The organism is Bacteroides sp. AF39-11AC (assembly GCF_003474285.1).
In the GTDB taxonomy this organism is placed as follows: Bacteria; Bacteroidota; Bacteroidia; order Bacteroidales; family Bacteroidaceae; genus Bacteroides.
Window position 1 is genome coordinate 339,325 of the sequence record NZ_QROH01000008.1, and the last position, 13,483, is coordinate 352,807.

The 13,483-nt window shown below is 33.5% G+C and carries 12 protein-coding genes; all 12 read right to left on the bottom strand.

The window, feature by feature from the left end; all coding sequences use genetic code 11:
• Positions 1-2: 2 nt before the first annotated feature.
• The 12 genes from DW036_RS18940 to DW036_RS18995 all read right to left on the bottom strand — a co-directional run bounded on the left by DW036_RS18940 (position 3) and on the right by DW036_RS18995 (position 13,362).
• Entirely contained in the window at positions 3-971 is a 969-nt protein-coding gene (locus DW036_RS18940; RefSeq protein ID WP_118465762.1) for an SDR family oxidoreductase, read from the bottom strand.
• A gap of 22 nt (positions 972-993) precedes the next feature.
• Positions 994-2,097, bottom strand: a complete 1,104-nt coding sequence (locus DW036_RS18945; RefSeq protein ID WP_118465763.1) for a glycosyltransferase — start codon at positions 2,095-2,097, stop codon at positions 994-996.
• 26 nt (positions 2,098-2,123) lie between these two features.
• A complete protein-coding gene (locus DW036_RS18950; protein ID WP_118465764.1) occupies positions 2,124-2,858 on the bottom strand; it encodes a DUF2334 domain-containing protein in 735 nt (244 codons plus the stop codon).
• A complete protein-coding gene (locus DW036_RS18955) occupies positions 2,858-3,520 on the bottom strand; it encodes a hypothetical protein (RefSeq protein WP_118465765.1) in 663 nt (220 codons plus the stop codon). The genes DW036_RS18950 and DW036_RS18955 overlap by 1 nt, the downstream gene beginning before the upstream one ends.
• Positions 3,517-4,656, bottom strand: a complete 1,140-nt coding sequence (locus DW036_RS18960) for an ATP-grasp domain-containing protein (RefSeq protein WP_118465766.1) — start codon at positions 4,654-4,656, stop codon at positions 3,517-3,519. Before DW036_RS18960 ends, DW036_RS18955 begins: the two co-directional genes overlap by 4 nt.
• On the bottom strand, positions 4,646-6,115 hold the full coding sequence (locus DW036_RS18965) for a BCCT family transporter (RefSeq protein WP_118465767.1): 1,470 nt from the start codon (positions 6,113-6,115) through the stop codon (positions 4,646-4,648). Before DW036_RS18965 ends, DW036_RS18960 begins: the two co-directional genes overlap by 11 nt.
• A 40-nt stretch (positions 6,116-6,155) precedes the next feature.
• Positions 6,156-7,121 carry a glycosyltransferase family 52 gene (locus DW036_RS18970; RefSeq protein WP_118465768.1) on the bottom strand — a complete coding sequence of 322 codons (966 nt, stop codon included), beginning with the start codon at positions 7,119-7,121 and terminating at the stop codon, positions 6,156-6,158.
• Positions 7,118-8,101, bottom strand: coding sequence for a glycosyltransferase family 2 protein (locus tag DW036_RS18975; RefSeq protein ID WP_118465769.1), 984 nt, complete (start codon positions 8,099-8,101; stop codon positions 7,118-7,120). Before DW036_RS18975 ends, DW036_RS18970 begins: the two co-directional genes overlap by 4 nt.
• Positions 8,094-9,557, bottom strand: coding sequence for an O-antigen polysaccharide polymerase Wzy (wzy, locus tag DW036_RS18980; protein WP_118465770.1), 1,464 nt, complete (start codon positions 9,555-9,557; stop codon positions 8,094-8,096). The genes DW036_RS18975 and wzy overlap by 8 nt, the downstream gene beginning before the upstream one ends.
• Before the next feature lie 13 nt (positions 9,558-9,570).
• The gene (locus tag DW036_RS18985) at positions 9,571-10,725 is read right to left on the bottom strand and encodes an N-acylneuraminate cytidylyltransferase (RefSeq protein WP_118465771.1); all 1,155 of its coding nucleotides are present in this window, start codon (positions 10,723-10,725) and stop codon (positions 9,571-9,573) included.
• A gap of 216 nt (positions 10,726-10,941) precedes the next feature.
• Positions 10,942-11,814 (bottom strand): N-acetylneuraminate synthase family protein, encoded by an 873-nt coding sequence (locus DW036_RS18990; protein WP_118465772.1) that lies wholly within the window; start codon positions 11,812-11,814, stop codon positions 10,942-10,944.
• 27 nt (positions 11,815-11,841) lie between these two features.
• The gene (locus DW036_RS18995) at positions 11,842-13,362 is read right to left on the bottom strand and encodes a lipopolysaccharide biosynthesis protein (RefSeq protein ID WP_255421319.1); all 1,521 of its coding nucleotides are present in this window, start codon (positions 13,360-13,362) and stop codon (positions 11,842-11,844) included.
• Positions 13,363-13,483 lie beyond the last annotated feature (121 nt).

Consider the following 13,483-nt stretch of genomic DNA (forward strand, 5'->3'; position numbering starts at 1 on the left):
GATTAAATATTATGCCAATACCATTTGACAGCTTCTTTCAACCCGTCACGCATACTATATTTCGGATTATAGCCAAGTAACTTTTTAGCTTTGTCAATGCAAGCCAAAGAATGAGGAATGTCACCCAACCGGTTCGGGCCGTGAACAATCTCCACCTTGGCTATTTCCGGATCAAATTCACTCAAATATTCCTTCAAATAATCTACCAACTGATTCAACGTGGTTCTTTCCCCAAAAGCTGTATTATAAACCTGATTAACTGCATTCGGATTAGTCGTTGTCATAGCTAACATATTCATTTGAATTACATTGTCGATGTAAGTAAAATCACGACTATACTCACCATCACCATTAATCACAGGGCTTTCATGTGCCATCAGCTTTTTTACAAACAAAGGAATTACGGCAGCATAAGCACCAAATGGATCCTGGGAACGACCAAATACATTAAAATAGCGTAAGCCAATACACTCCATTCCATAAGTACGAGCAAATACATCTGCATAAAGTTCATTTACATATTTAGTTACTGCATAAGGAGATAAAGGTTTACCTATCACCTCTTCTACTTTTGGCAGTGATTTACTATCACCGTATGTAGATGAACTCGCCGCATACATAAAACGTTTTATCTTAGCATCCCGGGCTGCCACTAACATATTCATGAAACCACCTATATTTACCTCATTTGTAGTAATAGGGTCCTTTATGGAACGAGGCACAGAACCTAAAGCAGCTTCATGAAGTACATAATCTACTCCTTCTACAGCTTTTTGACAATCACATAAATTGCGAATATCACCAACTATCAAATGAAATGTAGTAGGGTATTGACTCAATAAAGGAAGAAGATTTTCAATCTTCCCAGTAGCGAAGTTGTCCAAACATACAACTTCATAATTATGGGCAAGCAAATATTCACAAAGATTGGAGCCAATAAAACCAGCTCCTCCGGTAACTAAAACTTTCATATTCTTAAAGATGTTATCAACATTATTTCTTGATAGATAATTGTTCTACATATAAATTATAGTATTTCTCCATTATCACAGACATATCATGTTTATAAGCAAACTGTATAGATTTCGATGCCATTGAATAATAAAGATTAGAATCATTCAATAGAGCAATAATTCTCTCTGCCAACACTGAAGAATTCTGATATGGAAAATAAATGGCTGCGTCCAACGCTACATCCTTAAGTCCTTCTACCTCAGAAGCAACAAATGGTTTTTGAGAAGCCATAGCCTCAAGCATAGCTATACTAAATCCTTCATGTTCAGAAGATAATACTATAATATCAGAAGCTTTTAAAATTGATACAACATCTTGCCTTAAGCCCAAAAAATGAACTCTATCAGAAATTATATCATTCCTTGTTACATACTCCACTGCCGCATCAAAAAGGAGGCCATTTCCTACACAAACTACATGAACATTATTGGGAAGTAACATTAGTGAATCAAATAAAGTATAATAGTCCTTTCCTTTCACAAACCTTGCAACCATCGTAACAAGAGATACATTTTCTGATAAGGACAATTCCCTTTTTAAATCAAGTTGAGGAGAATCCAATATCTGTTTAACAAATATACCATTATTAATAACTACGATTTTGTTACTCTTAATAGCATTTCTTAAATTATTCTCTACTTGGGATGATATTGCAGCCACCATATTATAACGAGAATAAATAAATCTGTCTATCATCCGGAATATCCATTTAGTTCTTCGTTTATTTTTAGTAGAATGTTCTGTATATACTATAGTTGCATGAGGATTAAAAAGCATTTTAGCAATGGAAATATAGTAGAGAGCAGGAAACAAATGGACATGAATAATATCATAATCATCACACAAATATTCTTTAAGAGCAAATAAATTGCGAAACGATTTCAACCTATTTGAGAGACAGAATGTATTAATCCCATACTTCTTTTTAATTTCTTCTACATATTCTCCATCGGATGGCTTTTGAATACTTAATATAGAGACTTCTATATTAGGATGACATGATAATGCTATAGCTAAATCAAATACAACTTTCTCAGCTCCTCCTCCTCTTGAAAAATTATTAATTACTTGTAAAATTTTCATCTACAGATTATTTAAAGAAAACAAGATTACTTCAACCCTCGCACCTTTCTATAGGTAAAATACATGAACGATAATAATTTACTGGATAAAGACTTACCTTTCACATTACACAAATCTATTTTATCAAAGGAATAAAAGAAATCTCTATTATTATAAATAAACTCATCAAACGTCTTTATATCAGTTTCACTCATCATATTGGGGTGAAAACAAAAAGTCCATGTTCCTGCAAAAGGGATTGCTCTAAAATGTCCCAATTGACAAGGAATAATAATAAAATCATCTTTCCGATAAGCTTCGAAAGCAATCGTGTCACTAATTATCCTAATATTACTTTCTTTCTTTAGCGCAATCAACGTATTATTATCAAAAGTATGACTTGGAGCAAAGAAATATTGAGGATCAATATGATTCTTTTTCATTATATCAATCCCTCTTCTGATTTTTTCTCTTTGTTCATCCAAAGAGAGCCCTGCAAATTCTGAACGATTCCATAATGGATTAATTCCAGCAGCTGTAGAAGAATACACATGGTTGTAGCCATGCAAAGCAATAGCCCAACCTTTATTGCTCCAAGAGAACACTCTCTCCCAAAACGATGGGTCTTCAGCACCTATCATCAATTTCTGGTCTTCACAAGAAGGAACAATTCCTACCAAAGGAGCAATATGATATTTATCCAAAATTTCCTCTATAACTCTCCACCTTGAAAAATTCATAGTAGGACAAGCATCATCCAATCGTATCAAATACTGCTTCATCACATTATAAAATCTAATCCGACAACTATTCTTGGATTCTCCTTGAGAAAATCATTTCCCCAAAAATAGAAGTTCCAATTTTTAATAGTATAATAAAAGCCTAATGCAAGATCTACATCTTGATTAAACTTCCAAGAATGGATTTCACCCAACATAGGAGTAATTCTATGCCCATTATTTAAAGATATCGAATAGCCCAAGTAAAAATATTGATCGATAGTATTTTTACTATCTTTATTAATTCTCCACCAAGTATTACTACACCAAAAGAGTTTGCCATCTTTGGAAATTGTTCCATTTAAATACATTGCAGTTGTTATATAACTAAAATCCATATTCTCAGTTAGATCAAAGGTTGGCGTAGCTTGAAATCCTACATTAAAATACGAATTAATTTTGGTTCCATAACGAAGAAGTACACCAGCATAACTAGCTCCAGCATTACCTGTGTATAAATCAACGCCAGTAGCAAATGAATTTCCTAATCCATATTGGAAAGACGTATAGGTTTCTTGTGCATTTTCTCCAGGTCTAAATTTCAATGAGGTGTAACCGTATAGTTTATTATCGCCAACGGTAGCAGCGAAATAAGGAACTTGTGCATAAACATCTATTATTAGGCTAAGACACATCGTGAATAAAGTAAAGAATTTATTTTTCATAGGTGCAAACGATTTAAGACCTTACCCAACACACCATAATAAAAAGGAGCTTTATCTTTCTTGTTATATAGATATAGTACATCACATTTCTTGAGTTGCTTCATCCATTTAAAAAAACCAACCTGTTTAGTCAGTACCCCCTCTCTTAAATCACCCATTTCATTCATTGCGGTAAATGGTTGAGTCCGGACTTGCACCGAATTATAATCGATGTGACCTTCCAAGGTAGCTTTTGCCCATTGATAAGGCAAATTTAATCCCGCAAATGTATAAGCATAACTCCAAGTAGAGTTACGAAAATTAACTTCCAAGAAAAAAAGATGGTCATTTTCATCAATCAAACATTCCAAAGAAAAAATGCCAGAATAGTGAGTTTTTTTCAAGATATTCTGTATTTTATTTTTCACTTCATCAGCATATGGTTTAATCCACATGTAGTGCCCATACCCTTTTGAAGTAAATCTAATATATTCCGATGTAAAAGGAGCCCATATTTCTGCTCCTTCATTAATACTGATACCATCCACACATAATTCATTCTTCTTAATGATGTATTCCTGTACCAGCAATTGGTTAGCTTTAATTATCTTATAAGCTTTTTTTAGTTCGCTTTCATCTCGACAAATAAATACATCATCCTTCCAAGCCCCTTCTGTGGATTTTATAACCTTAGTAAGTACAGGATATCTAAGCATTTTAGGCATTTCACCACGAGTTAAAACTTCTCCTCTTGGCTTATCAATTCCACATTCCTCAGCCACATTGCAAATATTCTCTTTATTCATATAATGAGAGATAGCGCCTTGCTTTCCCCCATTAAAGAAATAAAATTTATCAATTAGTTCATTATAATGAAGATCTAAGAACATAGTTATATCATCATTGGCAGTAAGTACAAATGGTTTAAATTGTTCTTCTCCATACTCATGAAGCAATAAGTCATACCCTTCTTGTATAGTAGAAACCTGATGTAACTTCTGCACATATTTACAATGATTGAATAAGGTAGGATGATCTGAATGCAGAATCACAATAGGTAAAATACCTTCTTCGCCTAAGCTACGAGCCATACCAAGTGGATTATAATGATCCACCACAAACAAAATGAACTTATGATCTTTCAAATTACTTTTCATTATTTCCTACTATTTTAAAGAAATATATAGAACCTATTAAAACTAAAATTATTACCACAAACCCTAACATGACAGATGCCGACTGAATTAAGGACAATCCTCCACACCAATAAAGTAGCATAGCTGATAAACATTGAACAATGCTCCAAAACATCTTTTCATGTTGTGAAGGTTTTCCTGATTCTGACAAAAGAGTAGATACCACATACGATCCTGAATCGGACGAGGTAATAAAAAATAAGCAAATCATTATGAGTATTAATAACGATAATATTTTGTAGAAAATAGGAGATGTAAGATGCTCTATGAAAATAAATACAGCAGTACTAATGTTAGAGTTCATCGACTGATAAGTCATTTCTTCAAAATTTAACCCTACTTTACTAAAGATTCCGAACCAAAGTATAGTAAATAAAGAAGGGACTAATACCACCCCCATTATAAACTGCCTGATAGTTCTGCCTCGTGAGATTTTTGCCACAAACACCGCCACAAACGCTGACCACGCAGAAAACCATAACCACGTAAAAATGGGATAATTGGCGTTCCATTCTTCTGTAGTAGAATCGAACATATTATTATAATCTAAAAAATTTATCATAAAATTACCTGTTCCTTCAGCAATATACTGAAGAAAGTCATATTGGTGTAAAACGAATACTCCTAAACAAATCATGATAATCATCAAAATAGACACCATGACTATAGAGATATTTGATAACCATTTCACCCCTTTTTTCAAACCAGATGTAACCGACCAAGTAGCTATTACAGCAATGATTGATATCCATACATAGGGATTAAGGTTCGTATGAAACACATAATTCACCCCCCCCATTATTTGCGTTACACCAAGTCCTAACGATGTTGTCAAGCCAGCAATAATACCAAGAGCCATTAATACATCAATACCCCTTTTTACCCATACATTTGTATGAATAGGCAATATGGAGCTTAACTTCAATCTTCTATTCTGATTATAATAGAGATAGGCTATTATTAAGCCTGATAAACCAAACTGAGCCCAACAATTTAAAGTCCAATTACTGATAGTTAATGCATACGCAACAATTTCAGGTGCCCCCACCACATTTCCCACATATGGATTATTATGAAGATGTAATACAGACTCTTGATTATAAAATACTATACCTATACCACAACCTGACATAAAAAGACAAGATAGCCACGAAAAGGTACTAAACTCCGGTTTTGCATTTTTTCCTCCCAAACGAATATTACCATATTTTGAACATGAAAAGTAGAGTAATACTATCAAGCAATATAAACAAAACAAATGAACTATCACCCTAAATTCCAAACAAGATCTGGACAATATTTTCTTATAAATCAACTCATCATGAGGAAACAACAATAATAATACATAAATTATAAGTAAAGTAGAAAGTGCAATTAGTGCGCTTGGCTTGTTTCTAAAAAAAGATTTCACATCCTCCATGCTTCAATATTTTATTTAATTATATGCCTTTTATAGAGAATTACCGTTCTAAATATTCTATTTTTCCTCTCATCTTTAAAAGATTAGGATGTACTGTAGTTCCCATGAAGTGAATATTGGCTTTATATGGAAGAACAAGAGCTGCTGTAGAAAATACGGTATAAACATCTGTAAATCTCACACCAAACAATGATAATAATTCCATCGGAATTTTCTTAGTGAAGATATAAGCTTTAGGAAATAAAGACGAATAATCCATGGTGTCGCGAGGATGTACTTTAATTACCAAGTTTTCCATATCACAATCAGACAGCAATTGATTGTACAAGGAAATTTCCTCTTCTTTTTCTATAAGACCATCTTCCCACATTGGTTGAGTAAATAATACAGTTTTTTTTGATTTAATATCATCTAAATCAGATATTGAAAAATCAAATACATACTGAATAAGTTTCTTATAAGAATCTGTCAAACTATTCCATTTGTTTTCTATGGAAATAATCTCCACTTTGTCTTTTATAGCAGTAGGTATTGGCATCAAACCAGTCAAACAGATTTTGTAAACATTAGGAGAAACACCACCACATCCATAAGCAGCAATGTTCCCCATAAGGAACTTTTTCAAAAAGAAAACTCTCCTATCAGAGGGTAATAGAGAATAATTACTGGCTCCATCTTCTATTAGGGTCATTTTATTTTCTCTCACTACACCTGAACTAAACAAATAGTTATCACTACCATAAATTCTACAATGCTTAATAAATGGCCAACGGAACATTGATGTCCAATACAACTGTATCCTAAAGAGCCATTTCATATAGCGCTTTTGAGGTATGTGAAAACAATGGGAATAAGACATTTTTTTTATTATGGAATAAGGAAGAGATTCAGACACAAAAAAGAATGTTTTTTTTAGATCTTCTTCTTTTACCAAAAGCATATATATCATTAATGAATATACAGTCTCTGCAAGGCAAACATGGGTAATCTCAATATTTTTTTTCATTTGGGTAAAATAAAATTCTTAATACTACGAATAGATTTCAGAAAATCATAAGCAACTTTGTACATACGATAATGAAGAAAAAAAAGAAACAACCTATTAGTTAATGGCATATAGGGGATTTTCCAAATAAAGGCATCATCATCAGGATAGGGCCAATTAAAATTCTTAAGTCGTTCTAGAGAAGAATGTGATGTTATAGAGTATCGGGCATTCAAACGGAAAGTGATGAGAGGAAAAATGATATTTTTTATTTCAGCACTTCTTGAAGTAATTAGATTCGTTACTTCCACCATATTACTTAAAGACTTATCACTCCGCACTTGCGTATAAGCATTCTCATTACATTGGTTATAGTGATAGCCAACAAAAGGAGTAAAAGATACCGTCTGAACGTAATGAAGAGCCAACGTCATATTCATCAGCACATCTTCCCACATATTTATATCCGGCTTATATAATTCCGTAAGATTATTCAAAAGTAAGTTGCGTTTATAAATCCTTATGCAAGAAAAGTTGGGAAGGATTCCATTTAACAAAGACAATAGATACCCTTCTTTTGTTGTTTCTGCCCTTAAGCTAGATTGCACTGTTTTTGATTTATACTCCACATAATAATTGCAATAAGTTACATCACTATCAGTTTCGACTGCCCTATCATACATTTTCTCGTACATATTAGCTTCTACCCAGTCATCGGAATCGCAAAAAGCAATATATGTACCCTGTGCAGCTTTTATACCTGTAATCCTTGTAGTAGCCAATCCGAAATTTCGCTCGTGTTCCAATAATTTTATATTACTTTTTAAAAACGAATATCTTTTGCAAATATTCTTCAAAATCTCCATACTGCAATCAGGAGTTTTATCATTAATAAAAATAAATTCCACATTTTGCAAAGTCTGTTCAAAAAGTGAAACAGCACAACGTTCAATATACCTTTCCACGTTATAAACGGGAATAATAACAGATAATTTATACATGAGAAATGCTACTTATTAGTGAAGTTTTCTTGTAATTCCTAAATACAATATAGAAATAAATGAAAAGAGAAACCACATAGGGAGCCCACTGCATTGAAATGAATTCAAATAGATTAGCCCGAGGTATAAATGTAAATATAGTCAGAGCATGAAAGGCCCAAAAACGTCGTAAAAAATTTGAAGAGCGGAGATTATCATTTAAAAAGCAAGCTATATATCCTACGAAAATGCCACCTGTCACTTGAGCGAATTCCTTTCCCACGGCATACAGTTGAGCTACATACGAACTACCTAACCCCATACCTTCATAAAACATACTCTTATTGGCAATACTCGATATGTATTGTCCATACCATTTAAATTCATAGGCTTGCATTGTAAGCGCATCAATTGGAACCGGATCTTGGAGAGTGATTTTATTCCAATAATATTCAATCAGATAACGAATATGTCCAAATAAATCCCCAAAAGAATAATCAATTTGAGAATCATAGTCAATTGTAGTTACAATAACTGTAAGAGAAACCGCTTGAGTATAAAAAAAGTCAAAAAAAGATCTGAATATATCTCCAATATTTGAATCTGTACCTCCTCGTATATTACTCATCAGCATTGAAATGAAGAACAAAACAAACACCATACTTACAAGTACTTTCATTGGTAACTTTATTTTCCCCAAACGGTACAAATAAAACAATATAAAGACAATAGAAAGCATGGCTAATCCACGCTGCCCAGTAGCTAATGACATAATTATATAAAAAAGAAGAGCTAATTTATCCCAAGCTCTCATCTTCCTTTCTCTACTTATGATGATAAATAATGATATCTCATAAAATGTTTCCAAAAACATCATCAACAGATTACGATTAATATCATACCCTTCTTTAAACAAAGCATAATAACCATCAGACAACATTGCAAAGAATATCTGATAAGAAAAATATGCCTTAGCAATAAATCCGATAACAAGCATTGTATAAACTACTCGATCGGACAAAGTATCAGTCTTTGTTAAGCAATTTATAGGATAATCAGTCCTCTTTCTATTTTTTTTACGTTGTCGCCACAACAGAGAGCCAAGGTTATAACTGAGTAAAGCTATTATTAGGTTTAGAATAGCCTCATTAAGGATATTTACAGAAACAGATCTGGATAGAAAAAAACCAAAATAGCATACATCCCATTCATCTGTAAATAAATCAAATAATAATCTATTACCTAAAAAGAACACAAAGAATCCGATAAATAGATTATCGAAATTTTTCCATGTGCCATGAAAGTAAGTATGCATACATATTGATTCTACTACTACTAATAGAAATATCACTTCAAGAATTGTTTTCGCCTCAAAGGTATATACATCTAAATTGTAATAGCATACTCCGACTAACAAAAGTATACATGTCTGCAAACAGACAGCTACCACATGCGCCCTATCAGATATTAGAACCATCTACAAATACTTACTATATCAGGAGTTCAATAAACTCTCTCACACAACCTTCCCCACCTTTCTTTTTCATCTGATAGATGCCATCTATTCCTTTCACCATCTCACAAGCATCTGCCGGACAAGCCCTAATACCTACTGCACTTAACAATTCATAGCAGTTTCTATCATCACCAATATAGGCAACCTCATTGAGTAAGATTCCTTCTTTATCGCAAATGTCTTTTGCTGCTTCTAATTTTCCTCCATCACGTTTACCTTGAATCAGAAAATCAATTTTCAGTTTTTTAGCCCTATTTGCAACGATATGAGTATTTTCACTCGTAATAATACCTGTCTTAATACCTGATTCATGTAGAAGTTGAAAGCCCATGCCATCACGTGTATTAAACTTTTTCAGCTCATCTCCCAATTCAGAATAATACATACCACTATCTGTAAGCGTTCCGTCCACATCGCTGATAAACAGTTTTATCTTCTTGGAGAGTTTCTCAACTTTTGAAAGGATATGTTTTCGCATCAGATTCTCTAATACAATCCAATCATCAGGTTCATCAATCTCCGTCGCTGTATACTCAGGCATTTCATAAATACCTATATGACCACTCAAACGGTTCTTATTTTCGAGGATATTTTTTACCGTATTGATATAGAATGCACCATTCTCCATCAACATACCAGCAAAATCCTGACGACGAGGTCGATTGCAATAGTCATAATTCAGACTGGTGCCATCCTCATTCCAGAAAAAGCGGAAGTTACGCACACAAGTAAGCAAGGAATCGTATTCTTTTTGAGAATAAAGAGTTAGTGCTTCAGTGAAATGTTTAGACTCCGTCAAAGGTGAAGTAGCTTGCACGAGCATAAAAACATTTGTCTCATTAAGATGAGCATAATTTATGTACTCCAACATAACACTTTCTGTACTAGCCGTATCGCAAGCATTCTCAGCAGAGCGACGATAAATAGTTGTTTTTTTATATGACTGAGAAAGTATCACATTCTCTATTTCATAGCTATCAGTAGCTATGACAATTTCATCAACCAACGGACAGTTTTCCAAAGCTTCAATATTCCAACAGACCAATGGTTTACCACAAAAAGACTTTATGTTTTTAAAAGGAATAGATTTACTCCCTCCTCTTACAGGTATAAATGCAATAGTTTTCATTTGACATTATAATTAAACTGCTTTCCAAACAAGAAAAAAGCTACATATCGATTCTTTTTCATGAATTTAGCGAGTATTATGTATAATACCACAATGCAGAAAAAGAAAGTTGGAGCAAAAAACTCTCTCTTCTTATTATAGTTGTTGCAAAAAAGCCACTTATCATCATAAATAGTGATAAGCTTACGAACATTAATCCAACAACCTTACCATTATTTACCATTTAATCTGATTCTTTTTCAGTTTATTGCGCTGTACCTCTTCAATATCAAGTACATCTTTTTCTTTATACATAAGGGCTTTTGCTACAGCACGACAATCACGAGCCAATTTTCTAACCCCATCAGGTTCCAAAGAAGCAGCATGATCCGTTCCTTTCCAGGTACGATCCAAGGTATAGTGGCGCTCTATCCATTCGGCACCCAAAGCCACAGCGGCTGAATCTACAGCTATGCCTAAATGATGACCGGAAAAACCTATAGCTTTCACGCGATTAGAATATAGTTCACGTAAACGAGACAACTCAAGTAAACAAATATCTTCAAATGGAACTGGATAACCTGAAGTACAATCATATATGATGAGATCTTTGTTACGCCCCTTTCTTTCAAAAAAAGCAATAATTCGTTCCTCTTCCTCGCGTGTTGTCATACCAAAAGAAAGGTGTATTTCGCCTCCAAAATTATCACACAAGTATTCCAATAATCCTTTGTTCAGATTACAAGCAGAAGGAACCTTTATTAAACTAGGATGTAATGTACATATTTCTTTAGCAGATGTAATATCCCAGACAGAAGTAGAATACTCTATTCCAAACTCGTTGCACCACTCTTGCAATTGAGAATGTTGCTCTAATGAGAATTCCAAGAATTCTCTATGTGCACCATAAGTTGGACCATAGGAATTTCCTGGATGGGGATGTGGGGCATTGTATTCTTCAGAAGTCAACAATTCCTTATTACATCTTTTCTGGAACTTTACCACATCAGCTTTACAATAAGTAGCTGCAGTCATAATCATCTCTTTAGCAATTTCCATATCGCCCTTATGATTACAGCCTATTTCTGCAATAATTTTAGGTGCTTTCATTGAAATAATATTTTTAATGAGTATTTATTATAAATGAAGTTTATCACGGAGTAATCGGATACAAAATGACTTCTCAATATTGTCTAAGCCAATGAGCCAAACTATGAACGGAATTAGAAATATAGAAAGTAAACATGTACACAAAACTCTATATAATGAAGGTGACATTAGCGTCGAAATGCTATATATGCACAAAAAAGCTACTCCAAACACAAGACAAAGTTTAATAATTACTTGCTTTATGTATTTATTAAGTTCCAATTGAATTTCGACTTTTGCCTGCCAAAGAATTGATCCTGCATATAAAACTGAAAGCAAAATGGAGACAAAGTATGGCACCAGTGGAACATCACCCAAGATTCTCAAAAGCCAATAGGTAATAGGTATATTGCAAAGCAAAATAGTACTGGAATATAATTGATATCTCTTAATTTTATTCGCTGCTTGAAAAGCTGCTATAATCTGGTTCACCTGAGTCTCTATAAGCATAGATATAATCATTAATATAGAGATTTCCACAGTATATTGAGGGACATCACCCAACCATAACATTAATATGGTATTCATTTCAATAATGAGAGGGATACTGATTAACATTAATAAGTAAAAAGCCAACTTAGCACTGCGAAATACCAAATTCCACATTTCTACTGTATCGCCTACTGCGTAAAACTTTGTAATCTGAGGGCGAGTAGCCATATAAAGATTATTAACAAATTGCATTAATACTCCATATATCTGCTGAGCAATGGAATGAGCAGCATTCAGAATAGTTCCAAAAAACAAATTTAGCAGTACATTCAAGCCTTGCTGCCTCGATATGATTGCCAAAGACCCCACAACATTCCACCCTGAATAAGTCAGCAACTCTTTTCCTGTCTTAGAACTCCATGAGAAACTATAATTCTTACACTCTGCAAACTGAAATCTACAATACAACCAATATACGGCCTGAACTAATACCGCAACTACAAATATTAAAATCGCATAAACAATTAACTTATCCTTTAAGATGTATTGTAAAGCTATTGCTACACCTAATTTTAATACACATTCTAAAATACTAAGATAAGCAAAAAGAGACATCCTTTCGTGCGCTATCACAGTAGCCATATAAGGAATAACCATCAGATTAATAACGAAAGCCAATAACGAAAATTGATAACACCAATTAGCTGCTATAAGTCTATCTGCCGGAATATTCATTTGGTAATTTAAAAACCATATCCCCCCTATTTCCAATACAATAAAAGAAATTATAGCAAATACAATATATATACTAACAGTTGTATCAAATGTTCGTTTAAGTAGCTTAATATCCCTTTTACCTAAGGCATAGGCTATAAATCTTTGCGAACCCGAAGAAAGAGAACCACCGATAAAGGAGAACATCGCTACTATTCCCCCCACTACATAATAAAGACCGTAATCAGATGCACCAAGAGTCCTTAAAACTATAGGTACTGTATATAGTTGTACTATAATCAACAGAAACATTCTAAAGTACAACAGAAGAGTATTCTTGGCAATTCTCGTATTAGTACTCACTACAAGAAAAATTATGAAAGTCTATATACTCCGACATAAATACTATCTACGACAATTGCAGAAATATGATTGGTGTATTTCACAAATCCACAATACTCCCCAAGCATATCATCACAAATTC

What these genes read in the sequence shown, in the direction of transcription:
- DW036_RS18940 (WP_118465762.1), bottom strand. Translation starts at nt 971, where the DNA reads ATGAAAGTTTTAGTTACCGGAGGAGCTGGTTTTATTGGCTCCAATCTT.
- DW036_RS18960 (WP_118465766.1), bottom strand. Translation starts at nt 4,656, where the DNA reads ATGAAAAGTAATTTGAAAGATCATAAGTTCATTTTGTTTGTGGTGGAT.
- DW036_RS18965 (WP_118465767.1), bottom strand. Translation starts at nt 6,115, where the DNA reads ATGGAGGATGTGAAATCTTTTTTTAGAAACAAGCCAAGCGCACTAATT.
- DW036_RS18970 (WP_118465768.1), bottom strand. Translation starts at nt 7,121, where the DNA reads ATGAAAAAAAATATTGAGATTACCCATGTTTGCCTTGCAGAGACTGTA.
- DW036_RS18945 (WP_118465763.1), bottom strand. Translation starts at nt 2,097, where the DNA reads ATGAAAATTTTACAAGTAATTAATAATTTTTCAAGAGGAGGAGGAGCT.
- DW036_RS18975 (WP_118465769.1), bottom strand. Translation starts at nt 8,101, where the DNA reads ATGTATAAATTATCTGTTATTATTCCCGTTTATAACGTGGAAAGGTAT.
- wzy (WP_118465770.1), bottom strand. Translation starts at nt 9,557, where the DNA reads ATGGTTCTAATATCTGATAGGGCGCATGTGGTAGCTGTCTGTTTGCAG.
- DW036_RS18950 (WP_118465764.1), bottom strand. Translation starts at nt 2,858, where the DNA reads ATGAAGCAGTATTTGATACGATTGGATGATGCTTGTCCTACTATGAAT.
- DW036_RS18955 (WP_118465765.1), bottom strand. Translation starts at nt 3,520, where the DNA reads ATGAAAAATAAATTCTTTACTTTATTCACGATGTGTCTTAGCCTAATA.
- DW036_RS18985 (WP_118465771.1), bottom strand. Translation starts at nt 10,725, where the DNA reads ATGAAAACTATTGCATTTATACCTGTAAGAGGAGGGAGTAAATCTATT.
- DW036_RS18990 (WP_118465772.1), bottom strand. Translation starts at nt 11,814, where the DNA reads ATGAAAGCACCTAAAATTATTGCAGAAATAGGCTGTAATCATAAGGGC.